This is a genomic window from Actinosynnema sp. CA-299493 (genome assembly GCF_050946825.1).
GTDB lineage: Bacteria > Actinomycetota > Actinomycetes > Mycobacteriales > Pseudonocardiaceae > Actinosynnema.
Map to the genome: position 1 here is coordinate 3,569,148 of NZ_CP191993.1, position 22,553 is coordinate 3,591,700.

Below are 22,553 nucleotides of genomic sequence, written 5' to 3' on the forward strand. Positions count from 1 at the left end.
GGCCGGCGAGTGTTCGACGGCCGGGATGCGCACGACCGCACCGAGCCGGTGCGGGGGTGGCAAGCTCGCTCCGACCGATGTCCGCGGGGTCCGCGGCGACCGGAAGGGGAGTGCCATGCCGAAATTCGTGACGATCGGGTACGGCGACCAGGAAGGGTACGACCGCACCGACGCGGCGGTGCGGGACGAGGCGCACGCGCACGACGCCCGGTTGCGTGCGATGGGGGTCGTCACGGGGATCGCCGGCTCGCCGACGCAGGTGCGGAACCACGACGGCGCCGGCGTGACGGTGGACGGCGGGCCGTTCATGTCCTCGGCTCTCCCGGTCGCCGGGTTCGCGATCATCGAAGCGGCCACGCTGGAGGAGGCCGTCGAACTCGCCTCGGCGACCCCGTGCGCGGTGGCGCACGGGGTGGTCGAGGTCTGGCCCTTGCGGGAGGCGCCGTAGGCCCGGGGCGTCCCGGGGTCAGGCGCGGCCGAGGAGGTGGCGGGCGGCGGGCAGGTCGCGGTGGCCGGTGAGGAAGTCCTGGACGGCCGTCTCGAACTCGGCGCTGTTCAACGTGCCGTCGCCGTTGTGGTCCAGGTCGCGCAGGGCCGCGACGAGCTCGTGGCGGCGTGGGCTGTGGTCGAGCAGCCGGGTGTACTCGGCCGCCCGGACCTCGCCGTTGGCGTCGCGGTCGATCAGGTGGCGGATGGTGGCGGCCACGGCGCCGTAGCCGCGCTCGGGGTCGGGTGGACCGGGGTAGCGGTCGTCGGTCAGGGCCTTGCGGTAGCGGGCGAGGGTGACGGCGCCGTCGCGTGGCGTGCCGGTGGCGGTGCACAGCTGCGCCCACCACGACTCGAAGGCGTTGTGGGTGGCGGTCTCGTCGTGCTCGTCGAGGTCGAGGTGGGTGCTGAGCTCCCGCGCCATGGCCAGCAGGTCGCTCCACCGCAGCACGCCGTCGCCGGTCTGGTCCAGGACGCTGGTGAAGAACGACTCCGGGGTGGGCGCCGCCAGGGACGACGGCTTGACGGCGTTCGCCCTGATCGACGCGGAGGCGAACGGCAGGTAGCGCCACGGCTTGGGCAGCAGGTCCGTGGCCAGCCGTGCCGCGCGGTGCACGCCGAGCACGAGCAGGTCCGCGCCGGGCACCACGGTCAGGCGCAGGCGTTCGCGGTAGACCTCGGGCAGCGTGGCGACCGTGGCCTGGACGACGGCGGAGACCACGAGGTGCCGCACCGGCGCCCAGACCAGCGCGGGGATCGGCAGGCCGGGCGGTGGCGGGACCCGGTGGATGCTGCCCGACAGCAGGTCCCGGACCGTCGCGTTGTCCTCCAGCACGTCGGCGACCGTGCGGTCGAAGTACTCGCGGAAGTCCTCGGGCGTGGCGGGCATGTCGTCCTCGGCCAGGCCGAAGACCTGACCGAGGCGTCGCCACTCGGTGTAGAGCCGGGCGGTCTCCTCGGGGGACAGGGGGTCCCCTCCCAGCCGCTGCGCGGTCAGCACCGCGTCGTACAGGGTCAGGTGCACCCACGCCCGCGCCTGCACGTCCGCGGCGGTGAACTCCCGGCCGCGGTCGTCGGTGCCCTGCATCCGGCGGTGCAGGCGTTCGAGCCGGGCCAGCTCGCGGCGCTGCTCCGAAGCACTGCCGTAGACGTAGGTCTGCAGGCTCTCCAACGTGCGGAACAACCGCCGCCACGGGCGGGCGTTGTAGACGGAGAAGCGGCTCACGGCCGCGCCGATCGCCGGGTGGGCGGCCTGAAGCAGCAGCGACCGGTGGATCACCAGCAGCAGTCGCCACTGCCCGAGGCGGTCCCACGTGGCCGATCCCGGTCCCAGCGGCACCTCGGCCGTCATCCGCCACCTCCGAACAGGTTCGAACCCACAAGACCGGGCCCACGCTAGCGGCACGCGGGCACGACGAGGACACGTTCCGCGACGGTCCACCCGATGTGATGCCGGGCCCCGCGCACCGCGGCGGAAGGGTGGCCGGTCAGCCGAGCTCGGCCAGGCGGCCGGTGATCGGGGCGAGCACGCGGTCGACCCAGCGTGCCTGGTCGCCGTCCGGCGACAGCAGGACGACGGTGTCGATGCCCAGGTCCGCGTAGCCCGCCAGGGCCTCGGCGCACCCGTCGGCGTCTCCGGGCAGGTCCCCGAGGTGCACGACGGTCTTGCGGATCGCGTCGTAGTCGCGGCCGAGCTCGTCGCAGTGGCGGCGCAGCACGTCGAGCTTGTGCGGCACCTCGGCGGGCGACGGGAGCAGCAGGTTGCAGGCGTCGGCGTAGCGGGCGACCAGGCGCAGGGTCTTCTGCTCGCCGTTGCCGCCGATCATGATCTCGGGGCGCGGCGTGCTCACCGGCGCGGGCACGCACAGCGTCTCGGCCAGGCGGTAGTGCTTGCCGTCGAACGGGCCGTTGTCCGCCGGGTCCCACATCTGCAGGCAGATCCGCAGCGCTTCCTCCAACCGCTCGAAGCGCTCGCCCAGCGGCGGGAACGGCACGCCCAGCCCCCGGTGCTCGCGCTCGTACCAGGCGGCGCCGATGCCCAACGTCGCGCGACCGCCCGACAGCACGTCCAGCCTGCTCTGCCACCGACGGCCGCGACGCTAGCGGCTGGAGCGCGCTCCAGGTCAACCCCGGGGTGACCGGTGGGCCGTCGCGGTGACGGCCCACCGGTGGTCACGTGCGGCGGCTCAGCGTGGCGAAGTCCGGGTCGGCGCCCAGCACACCGCCCTCGGCCCAGCGCTCGCGCGGGACCTCCTGGACGTAGACGGTGATCTTGTCCATCGGCGCGCCCGTCACCTCGCGCACCGTCTTGGTCAACTCCTCCACCAACCTGCGCGTCTGGTCGTCCGAACCGGGCCAGGTGGTCACCGACACGATGGGCATGGGTCCTCCTCAGATCTGGGTGGTGTCGACGGTCGTGTGCTCGTGGAACCCCGGCGCGGTCAGCTTCAGCTGGGCGTGGACGTCCCCGCCCAGGCCGAACTGCCCGATGGCGCCGCCGTAGCTGCGCTGGTAGCTCATCCACAGCACGATGACGTTCACGACCCGGTTGCGCCCCGGGCGGTCGTGCGCCGGGAACGGGTCGGGCAGGGTCGCCGAGTAGCGGGCCGCGCCGCGCCGGTCGGTGGTGAAGACGTTCGGCACGCCGAGCGGTCCGGGCCTGGTCGGTCCCGCCGGGTCCAGGTCCCGCTCGCGCAGCGACATCACCGTGTACAGGCTGTTCGGGACCAGGTCGGCGAAGTCGAAGTCGAAGTCCGCCCGGCCGCGGTCCGGCGACACGCGCACGGTCACCTCGCCCCGCGCCCGCAGCCACTGCCCGAGGGTGATCGGCTCGGTGATCTTGGGTCCGTCCTCGGCCCGCAGGTCGGGGATCGGCACCCGGTGCAGCGGGTAGCTCGGCACGTCCCGGGCGCCGGGCGGCTGGTCCGGCGCGAACGTCATCGGGTAGTTGTTGCACGGCAGCGGCACCGGCAGGGTGTGCAGCACCATGTCGTCGTCGTCCCGGGTGAGCGGGCGCACGACGGCGTGCGGCAGGTGCCGGCCGAACTCCGGCACCGGGCTGTCCGCGCTCACCAGGACCGACTCCCACGGCGAGGTCACGCCGCCGGCCGCGGTCGCCCGGTTCACCCGGCCCACCACGACGAAGTCGCCGTCCGCGTTCATGATCTCGCTGGGCGGGTAGAGCGGCCCCTGCGTGGTGACGCTCAGCGCGACCGTCGTCATCACGCCTCCACGCGCTCGTAGATCGTGGTGTAGAGGCCGCGCTCCCCGCCGGCGATGTAGTCGGCGCCGGCCTGGCGCACGATCTCCTGGTACCGGGGACTGGTGAACACCGCGCCGTACCGCTCGGGCGTGGTGTCGAAACCGGACACGAACATCACGCCCGGCTCGGTGCTCAGCAGCGAGTGGTAGGCGAGGAACACCTCGACCTCGGCGGCGTGGCGCACGACGTCGAAGATCGTGCTCTCCCGCCACCGGCGGTAGTCGGCGAACACGGCGGGCGGCACCTCGATGTGCCGCAGCTGCACGTAGCGCGTCGTGGGCACGGCGGCGTCCGTGGACTTCGGGGCCTCGACGAACCGGAGCACCTGGCGGCGGAAGTCGCCGACCACGTGGGGCGCCAGCTCGGCGAACTGCCGGTCGAACAGCTCCACCTCGGCGGCGAGGCCGGCCAGGCCGTCCAGCGGGGTCAGCTCCATCAGCGTGTCGCCGGCCAGTGCCCGGTACAGCACGCTGCCCGAGCCGGAGTCGGCGCGCAGCCGAGCCCATTCCTTGGCCGCGCTGTCGAGCGCGCCCGGTGCGGTGTCGACCTCGGTGACCAGCAAGGTGATCGCGGGCATGGCAGTTCCTCTCTCAGTGGGGTGGTGGTGCGACCGCCGGTGGGTCACCAGCGGATGAGGGACAGGCCCATCGACATGCCGCCGCCGAACGCGGCGAGCACGACCAGGTCGCCCTCGTCGAACCGGTGCTGCGCGTCGGCCAGGGTGATGGGCACCGAGGCGGCGCCGGTGTTGCCGTAGCGCTCGACCGTGTAGTGCGCCCGGGCCGCCGGGAGGGCCAGCCTGGTCTCCAGCTCGGCGAGCATGCGGCCGTTGGCCTGGTGGGGGACGAAGTGCCGGACGGCGTCCTCACGGCACCCGGCCTCGGCCAGGAAGGTCCGCACGGCCGCCGGGACCTCCCGGTCGACGAACTCCCGGACGCCGCGGCCGTCCATGGCGAAGTAGTGCTCGCCCGCCGCGAGGGACTCCTTGGACGTCGGGATGCGGCTGCCGCCGGCCGGCACCCGGATCATCCCGGCGTGCTGGCCGAAGCTCGCCAGCGAGGAGGCCACGATGCCGCGGCCGGCGGGCGTCGGCCCGAGCACGACCGCACCCGCGCCGTCGCCGAACAGGACGGCGGTGCGGCGGTCGGTCGGGTCCAGGATGCGGGAGTAGACGTCCACGCCGACCACGAGGGCGTGCCCGCCGTCGGAGATCAGCCGGCGCGCGGTCTCCAGCGCGAACACGAACCCGCTGCACACCGCGTTCACGTCGAACGCGGCCGCGCCGACGGCGCCGATCTTGTCCTGGAGCACGCAGGCGGTCGCCGGCTGCGGCGAGTCGGGCGTCGACGTGGCGACGACGATCACCGACAGGTCCGCGGCGGTCAACCCGGCCCGGCTCAACGCCTCCTCGGCGGCCGGCGCCGCGAGGTCGGAGGCGGCCTGCCACGGCGCGGCGCGGCGGCGGGTCCGGATCCCGGTCTTGCGCTCGATCCAGGACTCCTCCACCCCCACCTCGACGGCCACGACGTCGTTGCCGACCTCCTGGTCGGGCAGGTAGCTGCCGCAGCCCAGGACACCGATCCCGGTGGCCCGCGCCGACTTCCGGTGGAACGGGACGCCGACCGGTTCGGCCAGGGCACACCCGCAGAAGCAGTCGTCCTTCACGCCGCCACCCCTTCCAGTCGCAGCCACCGGTTGCGGTCGGCGTGCCTGCCGAGCTCGGGGTCGACGCCCACGGCGACCGGGTGCCCGACCTCCAGCAGCAGCGGCAGGTCGCTGGCGTGGTCGCCGTAGCCGAAGCTCAGCGGCAGCGAGATGCCCTCCCGCCGGGCCAGCTCGCGCACGGCCTGCGACTTGACCGGGCCGATGACCGACCGGTCGACCTCGCCGGTGAGCAGGCCGTCGGGACCGGTGGCGGGCACGGTGCACAGCACGTGGTGCGCGCCCAGGGCCTCCGCCAGCGGCTGCGTGCACGCCGGGAACGAGCCGCTGACCAGGACCACGCGGTGGCCGGCGAGACGGTGCCGCACCAGCGCGGCGACCACCTGCGGCTTGACGAAGCCCGTGCTCCGGCGGCTGCGGGCGAACCACTCCAGCCCCTGCCGCCGCACCAGGTCGGCCGGCACGTCGCGGTAGATCCGGTAGTACTCCTGGTTGGCGGTGTGCCGGGACACGCCGCCCGCGCCCACGAGACGCTCCCACTCCGCGAACCGCGCCGCCTGGCCCACCCGGGGGGTGCGCTCGTCGGCCAGGTGGAACCGCAGGAAGTCGAACATGCTCTTACCGGTGATCAGTGTTTCGTCGATGTCGAAGAACGCGCCGACCCGGGTCATATCACCACACCTTCCCGGTCGCGCTGTCCGCCACCAGAGCCTGCACCGCGGAGGTCGCCCGGCGCAGTTCCGACCGCTTGATGCGGTGGTCGTCGAACGCCGCGAAAGAAATGTCCGCGCGCGCCGCGGAAATACCGGCCTGGGTGATCCCCATGGTCACCTGGAACGTCATCCGCTCGGGATCGGAGACGTCGGACCCGATGATCTCGCAGGTGATCTCGGCGGGCAGCGGGAACAGGAAGGACTCGAAGGTGACCGACATCGAGTTCCACACCACGTAGTAGTGGCGGTCCGGGTGGTGGACGCCGTGCTCGGCCTCGAAGACCGCGATGAACATCTGGCGCATCGCCTCGGTGACGATCATGCCCTGCACGTGCTGCCCGGTCTGGTGGTCGAGCAGCAGCTCGTTCTCGCCGTGCACCACCAGGCCCGCCTGCCGCCGTCCGTCGGGCAGGGCGCGCAGGTCGGACAGCAGGACGTTCTGCTCCCGGTGCTTGTGCACCAGCGACCTGGCCACCGGCGTGCCGGCGGCGGCCACCACGGGCACGCCCCGGGTGTCCTCCCGGAGGGCGAGCGCGGCGTGCAGGTAGTCGAGCTCGTAGCTGCCGAGGCCCTGCCCGACGACGATCGCGTCGGGCACCGGCGCACCGCGCCGCAGGTCGCCGACCAGTCGGCTCAGGGTGTGCACCCCGGGCACCGCCCCCATGCCGGTGAACCTGTCGCCGACCAGGCAGACGACGTTGTCCGTCGGGTCCCGGTCGGCCTCCGCGGCGCGGTGCCCGGATAAGTTGACAGCGGTGTTCGCGCTGGACATCAGAAGTTTCCCCTTGGGTGCTGCGTTGATTGTCGGCAATGCTTCGCGACGAATGTCGGTTGATTCAGGCGGCGGGCCGACGCGGCACCGATCCGAGCCGGACCCGATTCGGGGGAACTGTCCCCGTCGGGATCTCCGGACCTCACCATGATGCACGCGCCGGCGGTTGGCCACAAATCGGATATATTCGCTTACCGGGCGAATAGTCGAGCTATTCCGCGGTTCGGTGCGCTTTTCGGGTGACGAGTACCACGATCAGCGCCGCGCCGACGAGGATCGCGCCGATCCACGTGACCGAACGAACTCCGGAGGAGTGCACGGCGAGTCCGCCGCCGAGCGCGCCGAGCGCGATGGCGCCGTTGAACACCGCCACGTACAACGAGGACGCCGCGTCGGTGGCCTCGGGCGCCGAGCGCAGCACCCAGGTCTGAAGGCAGACCGGCAGCGCCGCGTACGACAGGCCCCAGGTGACGAGCAGGACGACGGCCGCCACCGCGGAATCCGCCCCTGTCAGCGACAGCACCAGCAGTGACGCCGCGAGCAGGCCCACGCCGCCCAGCAGCGCCCGGCGCAGCCCTCGGGCCACGGCGCCGCTCGCCAGGAAGTTCCCGGCGATCCCCGCCGCGCCGAACACCAGCAGCAGCACGCTGACCAGGCCCGGCGAGATGCCCACCACCTCCTGGAGGTACGGCGTCACGTACGTGTAGGCCAGGTAGTGGCCGATCATGGTCAACGCCGCCACGCCGATCGCCACCAGGAACGGGCCGTTGCGCAGCAGCGCCGGGATGGCCGCGAGGCTCCCGCCGTTGCGGGCGGGCATCGACGGCAGCAGCACCAGCACCGCGAGCATGACGAGCAGACCGAGGCCGGCCGCCGCCAGGAACGCCACCCGCCAGTCGGCCACCTGCCCGATGGCGGTGCCCAGCGGCACACCCACCACCGACGCCACGGAGATGCCGCCCAGCACCACGGACAGGGCCCGCACCGCGCTGGCGCGGTCCACCAGGCGCGTGCCGACGGCGGGCGTGGTCGACCAGAACACGCCGTGCGCGAAGGCGATCAGCACCCGGCCCAGCATCAGCACCGCGTAGTTGGGCGCCACGGCGGACACGAGGTTGCCCAGCACCAGCAGGCCGAGCAGGCCCACCAGCAGGCGGCGGCGGTCCATCCTGCGGACCAGGGACGTCAGCGGTGCGGCGGTCACCGCGGCGATGCCGCCGTAGACCGACACCACCAGCCCGGCGACGCCGATGGGCACGCCCACGCCGGCGCCGATGGACGGCAGCAGCCCGATCGGCAGCAGTTCGGTGGTGACGAACAGGAAGGTGCCCAGACCGAGCACCCACACGGCGGGCCACGACCGGGGTTCGGCGTCGGTGGGCGGCGCGGCGGTGGGCTGCGATGTGGTGGTCACGGGGTGCGCTCCTGCTCCGGGATGGCCGCGTCGGCGTCGGCGAACAGCTGTTCGGCCCGGTAGAGGGCGTTCAACGACCGCGGGATGCCGACGTAGGGGCTGAGGTGGACGAACAACGCGACGATCTCCTCGCGGGTGGCGCCGGCCCGGAGCGTCGCCGGGATGTGGGTGTCGAGCTGCGGCTCGCACCCGCCCTGCGCGGCCAGCAGGGCCAGGGTCACCAGCTGCCGGGTGCGCAGGTCCAGCTCGGGGCGGCCGACGACCTCGCCGAACGCGAATTCCACGATCGTGTGGCCGAACCGCTCGTCGAGCGAGGCGACCGAGGCGATCACCGCGTCCGGGTCGATGCCCAGCACACCCATGACCCGCCGGCCGACGGCGTCCCGGTCGCTCATGCCCGCGCCCCGAGGGCGTCGGGGTCGGCGGTGTTCGGCATGGTGGCCGCCGGGTAGCGGTCGCCGTGCACCCGGTCCGGCGCGAAGGCCGCGTCGAGCGCGGCCACGTCGAGGGCGCTCAGCGAGATCGCCGCCGCCGCCAGGTTCTCCCGCAGGTACTCGAGCCGCTTGGTGCCCGGGATCGGGATCACGTGCTCGCCCTGCGCGAGCACCCACGCCAGCGCGACCTGCGCGGGTGTGGCGCCGTGCCGCTCCGCCACCGCGGTCACCGCGGTCAGCAGCGGCAGGTTGGCCGCCAGGTTCGCGTCGGTGAACCGGGGGTTGACCCGCCGGAAGTCGTCCTCGGCCAGGCCGTCGCGGTCGCGCAGCGCGCCGGTGAGGAAACCCCGTCCCAGCGGTGAGTACGCCACGAGGGCGGCGCCCGACTCGCGGGTGGCGGCCAGCACGCCGTCGGCGATCACGTCGCGCGTCCACAGGGACAACTCGCTCTGCACCGCGGCGATCGGGTGCACGGCGTGCGCGCGGCGCAGCGTCGCCGCGCTCACCTCGGAGAGCCCGATGTGCCGGACCTTGCCGGCGCGCACCAACTCGGCCAGCGCGCCCACGGTGTCCTCGACCGGCGTGGCCGGGTCGAGCCGGTGGACGTAGTAGAGGTCGATCGTGTCGATCCCGAGCCGGCGCAGGCTCGCGTCGCACGCGGTCCGGGCGTACTCCGGGCTGGAGTCGTGCCAACGGCGGCCCCCGTCGCGGCGGATGCCGAACTTGGTGGCCACGAACGCGTCGTCGCGCCGGTCGCGCACCGCGCGGCCGACCAACTCCTCGTTGTGGCCGTCGCCGTACATGTCGGCCGTGTCCAGCACGGTCACGCCGGCGTCCAGCGCGGCGTGCACGACCTCGACCGACCGGGCGTCGTCCCGGCTGCCGTAGAACTCGCTCATGCCCATGCAGCCCAGCCCGAACGCGCCGACCGGGCGGTTGCCCAGCTCGCGCACCGGCAGCCCGGTCTCGGGGTGTGTGTTCGTTTCGGTCACGGTGTCGATCGTGCGGCGTCCGGAGCCGCACCGGCAGGACGCGTTCCACCCTGGGAGTCCGGTGCCTGGGTGCGCCACTGCCAGGCTGACCGGCCGCACCCGTGGGACCATGGGCGCATGGCCCAGCAGACGGATCTCAGCACGTTCCTGCGGTCGCGGCGGGCCAAGGTCCGGCCGGCCGACATCGGGTTGACCGACGGGCACACCCTCCGGCGCACGCAGGGCCTGCGGCGCGAGGAGGTCGCCGCCTCGGCCGGTGTCAGCGTCGACTACTACACCCGGTTGGAGCAGGGGCGGGAGCGCAACCCCAGCATCGCGGTGCTGGAGTCGCTGGCCTCGACCCTGCTGCTGGAGGGCGAGGAGCGCGACCACCTGTTCCGGCTGGCCGCGCACTCCGGGAAGCGCACCGCGCCCGCGCCGGCGACGACCCGCCGGGTGCGCCCGGCCGTGCGGCAGCTGCTGGACACCGTGTCCCCGTCACCGGCGTACGTGCTCAACCGCTGCAACGACATGCTGGCCGCGAACGCCGCCGGTCTCGCGCTGCTGGCCGGACTGGACTCGTGGCCGCCCGCCCGCCGCAACACCATCCGCTACATCTTCCTGCACCCGACCGCGCGAACGCTGTTCGTCGACTGGGACACGATCGCGCGCAACGCCGTGGCCCACCTGCACGCCATGGAAGGCGTCCTGCCCGGCGACCCGGCGCTCAAGGCGCTGGTCGAGGAGCTGAGCGCCAAGAGCGAGCAGTTCTCCAGTCTGTGGCACCAGCACGACGTGCGCAGCCTGTCGACCGGCCGCAAGGTGCTCGACCACCCCGGCGTGGGCCGGATGACCCTGACCTACGAGGTGCTGGACGTGCTCACCGACCACCAGCGCGTGGTGGTCTACCAGGCGCCGGCCGGCACCGTCGACCACGACTCGATGATGCTGCTCAACCTGATGAACCCGGAACCCGACCCGTCCGCCACCGACCGGCCGCGCTCCCACTGGCACTCCGACCAGCTCTGACCTCCTGACGCGCGGCACCGGCGGTGCGGGCCGGTGATCACGGCTCTCAGTCGGGCATCCCGGACGCCATGGCCAGCAGCAGCACCATCATCGAGCCGCACACGAGGGTCGTCACGGCGCTCGCCGCGGCGAGTCCGACCCGTTGGCGGGTCGCCCCGGTGATCTTTCCGCTGACCGCGAGTTGCCACCCGAGCGCGAGCAGGGCGGGGAACAGCACCGAGTGCGGGATGAGCAGGACGTGGTAGGAGAGGCTCGCCGGGTCCCACGGCGCCACGACCAGCGTGACCGGGAAGTAGAACGTCCAGTAGACGATGAACGTCACCACCGTCCTCGTCGCCCGGTGCTTCACGGCCGGGCGGGGCTCGCGGGACCAGGTCCACGCCAGCACGCCCGCCGCGATCGTCGTGGCCGCGAGCAGGCCGAGGGCGAACAGGAACCACGGGCCGTCGAAGAGCCACGACCACCACGGGTACTCGGCGCGGATGTCCGCGGCGGCGGTTTCCGGGACGACCAGCGACTCCAGGTGCACCCGGTGCGAGCCGGGGCCGTAGTCGAAGGAGCGGGTGCAGGCGGTGTCCCGCGAGTCGTAGGTCGCCGTGCACGACAGCACCCTGGTGGGGGCGGTGTCCAGCCGGACGCCGAGCACCTTCCCGTCGACGGTGGTGGTGCAGGTGGCCACCCGTCCGGCGTCCTTCACGCAGTCGATGTCGTGGTGGCTGATGGAGAACTGCGCGGTGGTGATCTTGTACAGGCCGTCGGTGGCGCGGGCCGGGGAGACCGGCGCGATGGCCAGCGCCACGAGGAACAGCAGTCCGGGCACCAGCAGCGGTAAGTAGCGCAGGGGTCCGGCGGTGGTGCGTGGGATGACGGGCGTCGTCACGGTGGTCCCCCTCGGGTCGCTTCCGGAATCGACGCGCGACGCCGGCCCGTTAGCCGCATCCCGGGACGCACCCGGAAACCACCCGTACGCCGCACCGACCTCCGGTTCGCCGACGGTGCCGACGGGTGCCCCGCCACCGCGCGGTCAGCGTCGGTAGGCGCCCATGTCGTGGACCGGGAGGCGGTCGATCCGGGCCACCATCTCGTTGTCGTCGTGGCCGATCGCGACGGGAAGTTCCTGCCAGTGCGCGAGGTCGCGGCTGACCGCGTGGCCCCACGAGATGTCGCCCCACGAGTTGCCGTTGGGGTGGGCTGCCCTGCGTTCCTGCTCGGAAAAGCGGTGCGGTGGGGCCGGTAACGCGGGCTGATGGTAAATCGAATTATCAAGGCGAACAAGGGACACTTGGGTGTAACGAAACGGTAAAGTTGCCTCGTTACCACCTTGTTTACCTCAACCGCCTACCTCCAGCATCGGCGCTCACAAGGTTTCGATTTATCACCTCAACGTCGAGGAGGCGTCACATGGCACGTCATGCCGCCGGCGGCCTGGTGCGTCACGCCAGGCTCCTGCTGGTCGCCCTGATAGCGGCCACGTCGCTCGGTCCACCGCTCGCGTCCCAGGCAGCCGCCGCGGAGCCCGGGGTGCTCACCAACGCCGGGTTCGAGTCGGGGAACCTGACCGGGTGGACGGCACAGGGACAGGCGTTCTCGAACGCCGTGTCCTCCGAACCCGGCTGGGGCTGGGGTTGTTGCTTCAACCAGCAGGGGACCTACCACCTGTGGGGTTTCAAGAGCGGTGGTGACGCGGCCACCGGCACGCTCACCTCCGACCCGTTCACGTTGACCGGCACCGGCGTGGTCAGCGTCCTGATCAGCGGCGGTCGCAACGAGAACACCCTGTACGCGGCGCTTACCACGGCCGACGGCACGGTCATCCAGAAAGCGACCGGCACGGACGACGAGGCGTACCGCAGGGTCACCTGGGACGTCCGCGACCGGCTCGGCCAGCAGCTGCGGATCAAGCTGGTCGACCAGGCCACCGGCGGCTGGGGGCACATCAACCTCGACGACGTCCGCGTCGGGCTGGACCAGCCGGCCGGCGGCGGCGTCGCCAACACCGGGTTCGAGTCGGGGAACCTGGCCGGGTGGACGGCGCAGGGGCAGGCGTTCGCCACCGCGTTGACCACCGACACGAGCTGGGGCTGGGGTTGTTGCTTCAACCAGCAGGGCGCCTACCACCTGTGGGGTTTCAAGAGCGGTGGTGACGCGGCCACCGGCACGCTCACCTCCGACCCGTTCACGCTGACCGGCACCGGCGTGGTCAGCGTGCTGGTCGGCGGCGGCCGGGACGAGGCCGCCCTGTACGCGGCGCTGACGACGGCCGACGGCACGGTGCTGCACAAGGCGACCGGAGCCGACGGCGAGGCCTACCGCAGGGTCACCTGGGACGTCCGCGACCGCCTGGGCCAGCAGTTGCGGATCAAGCTGGTCGACCAGTCCACCGCCGGTTTCGGCCACCTGAACTTCGACGACGTCCGCATCGGGCTCGACCAACCCGTCGGCTCCACCGCGGCCCACTGGGACTTCCGCGAGGGATCGGGCGCCTCGACCGTCGAACGGGTCAGCGGCCAGGCCGACCCGATCAGCTACGTGTTCAACCAGGCGGTCTACAAGCCCAAGAGCGATCCGCTGTGGCAGCCCGCGAACGACGGCAAGGGCGTGCTGTCCAAGGCACTGCTGTTCGACGGCTACTCGACCTGGGTCAGCCGCGACGCCGGGGCGGTGCAGTTGGCGCAGGACGCCCTGACGGTGGAGGCGTGGGTCGCGCCGCAGGGCTTCGAGTGGGGCGACGAGGGCAAGGTCTCCGCGATCGTCAACCAGCAGGAGCAGACCGCGAACCGGGGCTTCTCCCTGGGCGTGGGACGGCACGGCGCCGTGAAGTTCGGCATCGGCACGGGTGACGCCTGGCGCGAGGTGGCCACCCCCGCGTCGGCCGCGTTGCGCACCGGCGCGTGGGCGCACCTGGTGGGCACGTTCGACCCGGCCCGGGGTCGGGTGCGGCTCTACCTCGACGGCGCGCAGGTGGCCGAGGCCGCCATCCCGACCGGCGCCCGGCTCCAGCAGGCCGGTGTGCCGCTGCTGATCGGCAAGCACAACCAGCCGGTGATCATCAACGGCACGTTCGCGGTGAACATGTTCAGCGGGCTCGTCGACGAGGTGAAGCTGCACCGCAAGGCGCTGAGCCCCGCCGAGGTCGCCGCCGACCACGCCGCGGCCCTGGCCACGTTCGCCGGCGGGACGATCCCGGCCGCCGACATCGTGCAGGACCGCGCGCGCTACAACGGGGACAAGTACCGCCCCGGGTACCACTTCACCGCGCCCAACCACTGGATGAACGAGCCGCACGCCCCGATCTTCGCCAACGGGCAGTACCACCTGTTCTACCAGCACAACGTGCACGGCCCGTACTGGCACAACATCAGCTGGGGCCACGCGGTCAGCAAGGACCTCGTGCACTGGCGCGACCTGCCGGTCGCCTTGGCGCCGACCGCGGGCAGCGTCGCCCCGGACGGCGTGTGGTCCGGTGGCGCGACCCTCGACCAGAACGGCGACCCGGTGCTGTTCATGACCGCGGGCGACGACTCCAAGCGCCCCAACCAGGCCACCGGCATCGCCCGCCCGGTCGACCCGGACGACCCCGACCTCGTGCGGTGGCGGATGGAACCGCGCCTGGTCACCGAGCAGCGGGCCGACCTCGACGTCGGCGCCGGTCGCAAGGTCCGGTTCGGCGAGTTCCGCGACCCGCACGTGTGGCAGGAGGGCAACACCTGGTTCCAGCTGGTCGGCTCGGGCGTGCAGACCACCGGCGGCGCCGACGTCGGCGGAACCGCGCTGCTGTACACCTCGACCAACCTCACCGACTGGGCCTACGCCGGCCCGCTCATGACCGGTGACGTCGTCGCCCACCCCAAGACCGGTCAGGTCTGGGAGCTGCCGGTGCTGCTGCCGCTGGGCAAGGACGCCTCCGGACGGCAGAAGCACGCCCTCGTGGTCAACCCGGCGTTCACCAGCGCGAGCCCGCACAGCAGCAAGAACACCTTCTACTGGGTCGGCAACTGGGACGCGGACGCCCGCCGCTGGACCCCCGACACCACCACGCCGAAGCTGTTCGACTACGGCGAGCACTTCACCGGACCCAGCGGCACGGTGGGCCCGGACGGTCGGTCCCTGCTGTTCAGCATCGCGCAGGACCGCCGCACCGAGCAGGCGCACCACGACTCGGGCTGGGCGCACAACGCGGGCCTGCCGGTGGAGTTGGGCGTGCGTCCCGACGGCGACCTCGGGATCAACCCGGTCCGCGAGGTGTCCGCCCTGCACGCCGGCGCGCCGCTGCTGGACGTGAAGACCCCGGCGGGCATCGACGCCGTCAACAACCAGTTGGCCGGGGTCAAGGGCGACATGCTGCACGTCCGGCTGACCGTGAAACCCGGCCCGGCCCAGCGCTTCGGCCTGGACGTGCTGCGCAGCCCCGGCGACGAGGAGCGCACCCGGCTGTTCCACGACGTCGGCAGCGGCCAGTTCGGCGTGGACCGGACGCGCTCGGGCAACCGGTCCAGCCTGGAGGCCGACCTCGGCGTCCACAGCGGACCGCTGGCGCTGGAGGGCGGCAAGGTCACGCTCGACGTCTTCGTCGACCGGTCGTCGGTCGAGGCGTTCGCCAACTCGCACAAGTCGATCACGACCCGCGCGTACCCGCACCGCGACGACTCCCTCGGGCTGCGGCTGTTCGGCGACGGGGCGGTGATCGAGTCCATGACCGTCTGGCGCATGGGCGCCATGACCGGCTGACCCGCCCGTCCGGCGCCGCGCGGGAGCACCCGCGCGGCGCCGGACCCGTACTGTTCGCGGGCAGCAGGGCGAGTGGACGAGGGGTGACGATGACGAGTGGACGACGGGTGACCATGGCCGATGTCGCCCGCACGGCGGGCGTGTCGCCGACGACGGCGTCGTTCGTGCTGTCCGGGCGGGAGGGCGTGCGGATCTCCGAGGCCGCCCGCGCCAGGGTGAGGGACGCGGCCGAGGCGCTCGGCTACCGTCCCAACGCGACCGCCCGCAGCCTGCGCACCAAGAGCACCAGGACCATCGGCTTCGTCTCCGACGGGATCACCACGACCCCGTTCGCGGGCGACGTGGTCCGCGGCGCCTTGGAGGCGGCGGCCGAGCGCGACCACGCGCTGATCATCACCGAGACCGGCGGAGCGGGTTCCTCCGAGTCCGCGGTGGTCAACGTGCTGCTGGACCGGCAGGCCGACGCGGTGATCCTGGCGACCATGTTCACCCGCTACGTCGTGCCGCCGAAGGAGCTGCACGGACGCCGGGTCGTCCTGCTCAACTGCCTGGCGCCGGGTTTCGACGCGCCGTCGGTGGTCCCCGACGAGATCGAGGCCGGCCGGGCGGCCGGGCGCGTGCTGCTCGACGCCGGCCACCGCTCGGGGATCTGGGCGATCGGCGGCCACCAGGCCGTGCCCGCCACCCCGGAGGGCATCTTCGCGGGCATCGAGCGCATGCGCGGTCTGCAGGAGGTCCTGCGCGCGGAGCGGGCGATGCTCGACGGGGTGGTGGAGTGCGAGTGGAACGCCGAGGACGGGTACCGCGAGGTCCGGGCGCTGCTCACCTCGGGCGTCCCACTGCGGGCGCTGGTGTGCTCGACCGACCGCGTCTCCTTCGGCGCCTACCAGGCGCTCGCCGAAGCGGGCCGGTCGGTTCCCGGGGACGTCTCGGTCATCTCCTTCGACGACCAGGACATCGCCTCGTGGCTGCGGCCCGCGCTGACGACCCTGGCCCTGCCGCACTACGAGATGGGACGCCGCGCGGTGGAGCTGGTCCTGGACGGGGAAGCGCAGGCCTCCGCCGTGCACCGGGTGGCGATGCCGCTGCGCGCACGCGGATCGGTCGCCGCGCCACGTCCCTGAACGCCGACGAGGGCCCGGTCGGGATGATCCCGGCCGGGCCCTCGCGCGACGGTGCGGTCAGCTCGCGCGGGTGCGCAGCCCCTCCTGGTCCGCGGTGGTCGGCAGGCCGCCGGCGGTCAGCTCCCAGACGTCGACCACGTGGTCCAGCGCGCCGAAGGCCCGCAGCCGCCACGGGGTGGGCCCGGTCGGGTAGCACCGCAGCGTCACCGTCTCGCCGCTGTCGAGGAACACCTCCACGATCGAGCCGTCCACGATCACCCTGAGCTCCACCGGGCTCCGCTGCCCGGACAGCGGGACCGGGTAGCGCCCCGTGCGGGCGCGGGGGTCGAGCGAGGCGTGGTCGCGGTCCACGACCAGCTCGCCCGCGACCGGGTCGACGACGAGGTCGAGGTGTTCGCCGGCGGCGGTCTCCAGCCGCAGGCCGCACGGCTCGTCCGAGCGCGGGCGCAGCCGGGCGGTGAGGTCGAACGCCGTGCCCACCTCGCCGAGTTCGGCCGGACCGGGATCCGCCGCGGCGGACCAGCCGGTGGCGTGCACGACCTTGCGCCCGCGGTACCCGAGGACCTCGGTGGCGGGTTGCTGGCGCACCGTCCCGTCCTCGGCGAGCGAGAGCTCCCGGGGAACGGTGAGGACGCCCGCCCAGCCCGCCTCGCGCGACCACTGCTGGTCGCGGGCCTCCCACGACCAGCCCCACAGCAGCCAGCGGCCGTCGGGCGCGGGCAGCAGGGCGGGCGCGTACAGGTCCGGACCGTGGTCGAGGGGCCGGTGACCGGTGGACGCGAACCGGCCGGTCCGCTCGTCGCCCACGTAGACGCGCGTGCTGCGGGGGCCCGCGACCGCGTCCCACAGGCTGACGACCAGCACCCCGCGGTCACCGAAGGTGGCGTACTGGGGGCACTCCCACCCGGTCCAGCCCTCCGCGCCCGTTCCGTCGGCGAAGAACGGCCCGAGGTACCGCCAGTCCGCGAGGTCCGACGACTCGTACAGCAGCGCCGCGCCGCGCTCGCCGGTGACGCTGGCGCCGACGAGCATCCGCCACCGGTCGCCTTGGCGCCAGACGTAGGGGTCGCGGTACATCGACGTGCCCTCGGGCGGCGTCGGGATCACCAGCTCGGGGTGCTTGTGCCAGGTGAGCCCGCGGTCCCGGGACTCCGCCGCGGCGATGGGCTGCCACCAGCGATCGGTGCGGTAGGCGGAGTAGAACGCCAGCATCCGGTCACCGTCGGAGACCGCGTTGCCGGAGAAGCAGCCGTCGGCGTCGTCGCCGCCGGGGGTGGGCGCCAGCGCCACCGGCAGCTCCTCCCACGTGACGAGGTCCGCGCTGCGGTGGTGTCCCCAGTGGATGCCGGTGTGGTCGGGGCCGTTCGGGTTGTGCTGGAAGAACACGTGGTAGTGGCCGTCGTGGAAGGCGAGCCCGTTGGGGTCGTTGATCCAGTTCCGGGGTGGCCTCAGGTGGACCGTGGGCAGGTGGGGGTCGGGAGTCGACAACGGAGTCCTCGAGGTCGGAGCGGTCAGCCCTTGACGCCGCTGGAGGCGATGCTGTTGATGAAGGACCGCTGGAAGGCCAGGAACAGCGCGAGCACGGGGACGGTGATCATGGACGAGTACGCCATGATCTGGCCCCAGGAGACGTTGAGCTGGAAGAAGTACTGGATGCCGACCATCACCGGGCGGAGTTCCTCGTCCTGCACCACCATGAGCGGCCACAGGTAGGAGTTCCAGGCGGGCAGGAACGTCAGGATCACCACGGTCGCGATCGCCGGGCCCGACAGCGGCATGACGATCCGCCGGTAGATGCCGAACCACCCGGCTCCGTCGATCAGCGCGGCCTCGTCCAGTTCCTTGGGGATGCTCTGGAAGTACTGGTGGAACAGGAAGATCGAGAACGCGTTCGCGACGAAGGGCAGGATCTGCACCCGGTAGGTGTCCAGCCACCCCTCGGTGAGGGTGAGGCGGAACCCGTTCAGCTCCAACCAGGGCAGCTTGTCCACCCACCACACCATCGGCAGCGCGAAGGTCTCGAACGGCACGATCAGCGTGGCGATGATGACGGTGAGCAGGACCTTGCGGCCGGGCCAGCGCATCCTGGACAGCGCGAAGGCGGCCAGGCTGTTGACCAGGACGCCGAGCACGATCGTGATCGCCGAGACGCCGAGCGAGTTGAGCAGGAACCGGACCGCCGGCACGCGGTCGAACACCGCGGTGTAGTTCTCCAGCGACAGGCTGCCGACCGGCAGGAACGCCCGGGGGCTGCCGAGGTCGCCGAAGATCTGCTGGTCGGGCTTGAACGACGAGACCAGCATGAACACCACGGGGAACGCGAAGAACGACGCGAGCACGACCCGCAGGGCGTACCCGGGCAGCCGGCGCGGCGCCGCCGGGGGAGCGGACCGGGGTGACGTGGTCGACATGTCAGTCCTTCTCCCTGGTGAGGTGGCGCTGGACGAGCGAGACGATCAGCACCAGCACGAAGAACACCAGCGAGATCGCCGAGGCGTACGCGGTCTGCTGCTGCTGGTACCCGCTGCGCACGGCCTGGTGGACCAGCGTGGTGGTCGAGTCCAGCGGCCCGCCCTGGGTCATCACGTTGACCTGCGTGAACAGGCTGAACGCCGAGATGGTGATGGTGATCAGCACGAAGGTGCGGGTCGCCCGCAACCCCGGCCAGGTCACGAACCGGAACCTCGTCCACCGGCCCACGCCGTCGATGGAGGCGGCCTCGTGCAGCTCGGTCGGGATGGTCTGGAGCCCGGCCAGCCAGATGATCATGTGGAAGCCCGCGCCCTGCCAGACGGACATGAACACGATCGCGGCCAGGGACGTCGATGGGTCGTTCAACCAGTCCGGTCCCTGGACCAGGCCGAACGTCACCGCGTCGATGATCCTGTTGAGCAGGCCGTCCTTCTGGTACAGGAACGTCCACACGATCGACACCACCACCATGGAGGTGACCACCGGGATGAAGTAGACGGTGCGGAAGAAGTTCGTGCCGCGGAACCGCCCGTTGACCAGGAGGGCCAAGCCGAGGGCGAGACCCGCCTGGACGGGCACCACGACGGCCGCGAAGGTGAACGTGTTGAGCACCGAGCGGAGGAAGACCGGGTCCTCCGCCAGCATGGCGAAGTTGCGCAGCCCCACGAAGCGGGCGGGGGTCGGCGAGATCAGGCGGGCACTGGTGAAGGCCAGGGCGAACGCCAGGACGACCGGGATGACGAAGAAGACGAGCAGCAGCAGCACCGCGGGACCGGCCATGCCGATCGCGGTCACGCCCTCCCGGAGGCGGGCGGTGCTCCGCGTGCTGCCGCGGGCGCGTCGCAGGCGGGGGAGAAGGGGAACAGCGGCGGTCAACGAGACCTCCGGGCGAAGCGGGCGCGCCCGGTGAAGACGACCGGTCTCCACCGGGCGGGCGAGGCGGAGCCGTCAGCCGGCGTAGAAGTCGTTCAGCTCGAGGTTGGCGTCGATCTGCTTGACGGCCTCGTCCAGCGCGGAGTCGGGATCGGCGCCCGCCACGATGTCCTTGGCGGTCTTCTCGAACACCGACGCGATGTAGGGGTACGCGGGCGTCGCGGGGCGCACCACCGCGAAGTCCCTGGCCGAGCGGACGAAGGACTCGTACCGGCCGCCGGGCTCGTAGCCGGGGATCTGGGCCGCGGCGGCGTCCGTCGCGGGGATCGTGCCGGTCGCCTTGGCGAACGCGGTGAAGTACTCGGTCTTGCGGGCGAACTCCAGGAACGCGCGCGCGCCCTCGGGCTTCGCGCAGTTCGAGCTCATGGCCCACTGCCAGGAGGCCCCGCCGATCTTGGGCCCCGCGCCGAAGTCCACCGGCGGCAGGATCAGCAGGTCGTCACCCAGCTTCTCGACGTTCTTGGCCGCGTCCCAGCTGCCGTCCCACTCGATGGCGGACTTGCCGTTGAGGAAGTCGTCGTTGGGGCTGGACCCCGACTTCTGGGCCATGTGCCCGTCGGTGACCAATGAGCGGAACCACTTCGCCCAGTCGAGCGCCTCGGGGCCGTTGAGCGCGCCTTCGGCGGTCTTGTAGGAGGAGCGGTCGACCAGGTCGCCGCCGAAGCTCTGCAACTGCGGCGAGTACGCGTAGGGCCACCACTCACCGCTGCCGCCGGTGCCCATCTCCAGCGGGTGCTCGAACTTGCCGCCGGCCTTGAGGTCGGCCAGCGCGGAGGAGAACTCCGCCCGGGTCCACGGCTCGTCCGGCGTCGGGACCCGGATGCCGTGCTCGTCGAGCACCGACTTGCGGGCGAACATGGTCAGGGCCACGTCGTAGAAGCCGAAGGCGTAGACCTTGTCCTGGTACTTGCCCACGGTGCTGGGCAGCTGGTCGTCCAGGGGGACTTCGCCACCCGTGAGCTCCAGCGGGGCCAGGTACCCGCCCCAGGCCCAGTTCGGCACGTTGGGGCCGTCCACGTCGAGGATGCACGGCAGCTTCTTCGCCGAGGAAGAAGCGACGACCGCGTCGTTGTAGGAACCCTGGGGGAACGCCTCGATCTCGACCTCGTACGTGGTCTGGCTCGCGTTGAAGTCGTCGACCACCTTCTCCACGACGTCGTACTCGGCGGCGTTGCCCGCGTTGTGGGTCCACAGCTTCAGGACTCCGCCGCGGGCGTCCGAGCCGCCGCCGTCGCCGCCGCAACCCGCGAGCGCGGCCGTCGCGGCGACGACCACTAGACTCGCTGCGGCGAGACGTCTGGTCTTGGCATTCATGGTTCCTCCATCGTGCTGGGCTGGTTCTCGTCGGGCGGCCGGTGCAAGCGGCCGCCCACTCGTGTCGCTCCGCCGTTCCAGTGGTCAAGACCGGTGCGGCGGGGCGACCGAGTCCCTGCTCACCAGGGGGCAGTGCAGCACCTCCTGGAGCGCGGGGCCGGTGGTGGTGTCCGACTGGTCGATGAGGCCTTGCAGACGTGCCACCGCCCGCGCGCCCATCTCGTAGTGGGGCAGGGCGACGGTGGTCAGGGCGGGGTGGAGGTTCTCGCTGATCAGCTCCTGGTTGTCGAAGCCGATCACGGACACCTCGGCCGGGATGGCGAGGCCCAGTTCGCCCGCCGCGCGGTAGGCGCCCATCGCCATGCGGTCGTTGAAGCAGAACAGGGCCGTGGGCCGGTGCGCGGACCCCAGCAGGGCGCGGGCCGCGCGGTAGCCGCCGGGCGCGTCCGACCGGTCCGCGACGACCAGCTCGGGGTCGAACCCGATGTCCCGCTCCGCCAACGCCGCCCGGTACCCGGCGAGCCTGCCCCGCGTGGCGGGTATGTCGTCGGTGTTGGTGAGGAACCCGATCCGGCGGTGGCCGTGCGCCAGGAGCTCGCGGGTGGCCGTCAGCCCGCCCTGCTCCTCGTCGGGCACGACCGAGGGGACCGCGGGGTCGTCCGCCCTCGCGTCCACCAGGACGGTGGGCACCGAGCGCAGCTGGTGCGGCACCTGCACGACCCGGTGGTACATCGACGCGTAGAGGATGCCGTCGACGCCGTGCTGCACCAGCAGCGTGATCGCCTTGCGCTCCAGCTCCGGGTCGCCCCCGGTGTTGAGCATGAGCAGCAGCAGGCCGAGTTCGGCGCCCGCGTCCTGCGCGCCCTGGATGATCTGCCCCGCGTGGGGGGTCGTGGCGATCTCGTCGCCGACGAAGCCCACCGTGTAGGTGCGGCTGGTTCGCAGCCCGCGCGCCATGCTGTTCGGGCGGTACCCCAGCTCACGGGCCACGCGGAGCACGGTGGCCCGGGTGTCGGCGTTGATCCGCTTGCCCTCGACCTCGTTGAGGATGTGGGAGACCGTGGTCGCGGAGACACCGGCCGCCGCCGCCACGTCCTTGATCCCGATGCGCTTCACCCGCCACCTGCCAAATCGTTTGGGCACTTGGTTCGGTGAAGGATTCATCAGGATGAAGCGGCTGTCAACGGCCTGTTACGCACCCGTGTCCGACGCCGGAGGCGCGAGCTCGCCCCTGGCGGC

Annotated in this window: 21 protein-coding genes and 1 pseudogene; 4 read left to right on the forward strand and 18 right to left on the reverse strand. The window is 72.2% G+C overall.

Annotation, left to right across the window (positions count from 1 at the left end; genetic code table 11):
* Positions 1-115: 115 nt before the first annotated feature.
* Entirely contained in the window at positions 116-448 is a 333-nt protein-coding gene (locus ACQPYE_RS16180; RefSeq protein WP_498722105.1) for a YciI family protein, read from the forward strand.
* A gap of 18 nt (positions 449-466) precedes the next feature.
* On the opposite strand, the gene ACQPYE_RS16185 is transcribed toward ACQPYE_RS16180, so the two are convergent.
* The 11 genes and pseudogenes from ACQPYE_RS16185 to ACQPYE_RS16235 all read right to left on the reverse strand — a co-directional run bounded on the left by ACQPYE_RS16185 (position 467) and on the right by ACQPYE_RS16235 (position 9,702).
* Entirely contained in the window at positions 467-1,837 is a 1,371-nt protein-coding gene (locus tag ACQPYE_RS16185) for an oxygenase MpaB family protein (RefSeq protein ID WP_498722106.1), read from the reverse strand.
* A gap of 136 nt (positions 1,838-1,973) precedes the next feature.
* Positions 1,974-2,558, reverse strand: a pseudogene (locus ACQPYE_RS16190) (LLM class flavin-dependent oxidoreductase); the annotation flags it as partial.
* A gap of 100 nt (positions 2,559-2,658) precedes the next feature.
* Positions 2,659-2,868, reverse strand: coding sequence for a tautomerase family protein (locus ACQPYE_RS16195; protein ID WP_498722108.1), 210 nt, complete (start codon positions 2,866-2,868; stop codon positions 2,659-2,661).
* Positions 2,869-2,877: 9 nt separating this feature from the next.
* On the reverse strand, positions 2,878-3,708 hold the full coding sequence (locus ACQPYE_RS16200; protein WP_498722109.1) for a hypothetical protein: 831 nt from the start codon (positions 3,706-3,708) through the stop codon (positions 2,878-2,880).
* On the reverse strand, positions 3,708-4,325 hold the full coding sequence (locus ACQPYE_RS16205) for a hypothetical protein (protein ID WP_498722111.1): 618 nt from the start codon (positions 4,323-4,325) through the stop codon (positions 3,708-3,710). The genes ACQPYE_RS16200 and ACQPYE_RS16205 overlap by 1 nt, the downstream gene beginning before the upstream one ends.
* A gap of 44 nt (positions 4,326-4,369) precedes the next feature.
* Positions 4,370-5,413, reverse strand: coding sequence for a 3-oxoacyl-ACP synthase III family protein (locus tag ACQPYE_RS16210; protein ID WP_498722112.1), 1,044 nt, complete (start codon positions 5,411-5,413; stop codon positions 4,370-4,372).
* A complete protein-coding gene (locus ACQPYE_RS16215; protein ID WP_498722113.1) occupies positions 5,410-6,081 on the reverse strand; it encodes an HAD family hydrolase in 672 nt (223 codons plus the stop codon). Before ACQPYE_RS16215 ends, ACQPYE_RS16210 begins: the two co-directional genes overlap by 4 nt.
* A gap of 1 nt (position 6,082) precedes the next feature.
* Complete coding sequence (locus ACQPYE_RS16220) at positions 6,083-6,895, reverse strand: AfsA-related hotdog domain-containing protein (protein ID WP_498722114.1); 813 nt, start codon at positions 6,893-6,895, stop codon at positions 6,083-6,085.
* Between the two features lie 211 nt (positions 6,896-7,106).
* Positions 7,107-8,309 (reverse strand): MFS transporter, encoded by a 1,203-nt coding sequence (locus ACQPYE_RS16225; protein ID WP_498722116.1) that lies wholly within the window; start codon positions 8,307-8,309, stop codon positions 7,107-7,109.
* Entirely contained in the window at positions 8,306-8,704 is a 399-nt protein-coding gene (locus tag ACQPYE_RS16230; protein WP_498722117.1) for a carboxymuconolactone decarboxylase family protein, read from the reverse strand. The genes ACQPYE_RS16225 and ACQPYE_RS16230 overlap by 4 nt, the downstream gene beginning before the upstream one ends.
* Positions 8,701-9,702, reverse strand: a complete 1,002-nt coding sequence (locus ACQPYE_RS16235) for an aldo/keto reductase (protein ID WP_498722925.1) — start codon at positions 9,700-9,702, stop codon at positions 8,701-8,703. Before ACQPYE_RS16235 ends, ACQPYE_RS16230 begins: the two co-directional genes overlap by 4 nt.
* Before the next feature lie 150 nt (positions 9,703-9,852).
* Here ACQPYE_RS16235 and ACQPYE_RS16240 point away from each other — a divergent pair, with 150 nt between their 5' ends.
* A complete protein-coding gene (locus tag ACQPYE_RS16240; protein ID WP_498722118.1) occupies positions 9,853-10,743 on the forward strand; it encodes a helix-turn-helix transcriptional regulator in 891 nt (296 codons plus the stop codon).
* Between the two features lie 46 nt (positions 10,744-10,789).
* On the opposite strand, the gene ACQPYE_RS16245 is transcribed toward ACQPYE_RS16240, so the two are convergent.
* On the reverse strand, positions 10,790-11,623 hold the full coding sequence (locus tag ACQPYE_RS16245) for a hypothetical protein (protein WP_498722119.1): 834 nt from the start codon (positions 11,621-11,623) through the stop codon (positions 10,790-10,792).
* A gap of 144 nt (positions 11,624-11,767) precedes the next feature.
* Complete coding sequence (locus tag ACQPYE_RS16250) at positions 11,768-12,025, reverse strand: hypothetical protein (RefSeq protein ID WP_498722121.1); 258 nt, start codon at positions 12,023-12,025, stop codon at positions 11,768-11,770.
* Between the two features lie 119 nt (positions 12,026-12,144).
* Between ACQPYE_RS16250 and ACQPYE_RS16255 the strand changes: the two genes are divergently transcribed.
* A complete protein-coding gene (locus tag ACQPYE_RS16255; protein WP_498722122.1) occupies positions 12,145-15,471 on the forward strand; it encodes a glycoside hydrolase family 32 protein in 3,327 nt (1,108 codons plus the stop codon).
* Positions 15,472-15,560: 89 nt separating this feature from the next.
* A complete protein-coding gene (locus ACQPYE_RS16260; protein WP_498722124.1) occupies positions 15,561-16,595 on the forward strand; it encodes a LacI family DNA-binding transcriptional regulator in 1,035 nt (344 codons plus the stop codon).
* A gap of 57 nt (positions 16,596-16,652) precedes the next feature.
* On the opposite strand, the gene ACQPYE_RS16265 is transcribed toward ACQPYE_RS16260, so the two are convergent.
* From ACQPYE_RS16265 to ACQPYE_RS16285, 5 genes are all read right to left on the reverse strand, one after another.
* Entirely contained in the window at positions 16,653-18,083 is a 1,431-nt protein-coding gene (locus ACQPYE_RS16265) for a glycoside hydrolase family 32 protein (protein ID WP_498722125.1), read from the reverse strand.
* Between the two features lie 23 nt (positions 18,084-18,106).
* On the reverse strand, positions 18,107-19,006 hold the full coding sequence (locus tag ACQPYE_RS16270) for a carbohydrate ABC transporter permease (protein WP_498722126.1): 900 nt from the start codon (positions 19,004-19,006) through the stop codon (positions 18,107-18,109).
* 1 nt (position 19,007) lies between these two features.
* On the reverse strand, positions 19,008-19,862 hold the full coding sequence (locus ACQPYE_RS16275) for a carbohydrate ABC transporter permease (RefSeq protein WP_498722127.1): 855 nt from the start codon (positions 19,860-19,862) through the stop codon (positions 19,008-19,010).
* A 153-nt stretch (positions 19,863-20,015) separates the two neighbouring features.
* Positions 20,016-21,314: an extracellular solute-binding protein gene (locus ACQPYE_RS16280; RefSeq protein WP_498722128.1), complete on the reverse strand. Its 1,299-nt coding sequence runs from the start codon at positions 21,312-21,314 to the stop codon at positions 20,016-20,018.
* An 84-nt stretch (positions 21,315-21,398) separates the two neighbouring features.
* On the reverse strand, positions 21,399-22,430 hold the full coding sequence (locus ACQPYE_RS16285; protein ID WP_498722129.1) for a LacI family DNA-binding transcriptional regulator: 1,032 nt from the start codon (positions 22,428-22,430) through the stop codon (positions 21,399-21,401).
* Between the last annotated feature and the right edge of the window lie 123 nt (positions 22,431-22,553).

What these genes read in the sequence shown, in the direction of transcription:
- ACQPYE_RS16180 (WP_498722105.1), top strand. Translation starts at nt 116, where the DNA reads ATGCCGAAATTCGTGACGATCGGGTACGGCGACCAGGAAGGGTACGAC.
- ACQPYE_RS16185 (WP_498722106.1), bottom strand. Translation starts at nt 1,837, where the DNA reads ATGACGGCCGAGGTGCCGCTGGGACCGGGATCGGCCACGTGGGACCGC.
- ACQPYE_RS16195 (WP_498722108.1), bottom strand. Translation starts at nt 2,868, where the DNA reads ATGCCCATCGTGTCGGTGACCACCTGGCCCGGTTCGGACGACCAGACG.
- ACQPYE_RS16200 (WP_498722109.1), bottom strand. Translation starts at nt 3,708, where the DNA reads ATGACGACGGTCGCGCTGAGCGTCACCACGCAGGGGCCGCTCTACCCG.
- ACQPYE_RS16205 (WP_498722111.1), bottom strand. Translation starts at nt 4,325, where the DNA reads ATGCCCGCGATCACCTTGCTGGTCACCGAGGTCGACACCGCACCGGGC.
- ACQPYE_RS16215 (WP_498722113.1), bottom strand. Translation starts at nt 6,081, where the DNA reads ATGACCCGGGTCGGCGCGTTCTTCGACATCGACGAAACACTGATCACC.
- ACQPYE_RS16220 (WP_498722114.1), bottom strand. Translation starts at nt 6,895, where the DNA reads ATGTCCAGCGCGAACACCGCTGTCAACTTATCCGGGCACCGCGCCGCG.
- ACQPYE_RS16230 (WP_498722117.1), bottom strand. Translation starts at nt 8,704, where the DNA reads ATGAGCGACCGGGACGCCGTCGGCCGGCGGGTCATGGGTGTGCTGGGC.
- ACQPYE_RS16240 (WP_498722118.1), top strand. Translation starts at nt 9,853, where the DNA reads ATGGCCCAGCAGACGGATCTCAGCACGTTCCTGCGGTCGCGGCGGGCC.
- ACQPYE_RS16255 (WP_498722122.1), top strand. Translation starts at nt 12,145, where the DNA reads ATGGCACGTCATGCCGCCGGCGGCCTGGTGCGTCACGCCAGGCTCCTG.
- ACQPYE_RS16260 (WP_498722124.1), top strand. Translation starts at nt 15,561, where the DNA reads ATGACGAGTGGACGACGGGTGACCATGGCCGATGTCGCCCGCACGGCG.
- ACQPYE_RS16270 (WP_498722126.1), bottom strand. Translation starts at nt 19,006, where the DNA reads ATGTCGACCACGTCACCCCGGTCCGCTCCCCCGGCGGCGCCGCGCCGG.
- ACQPYE_RS16280 (WP_498722128.1), bottom strand. Translation starts at nt 21,314, where the DNA reads ATGAATGCCAAGACCAGACGTCTCGCCGCAGCGAGTCTAGTGGTCGTC.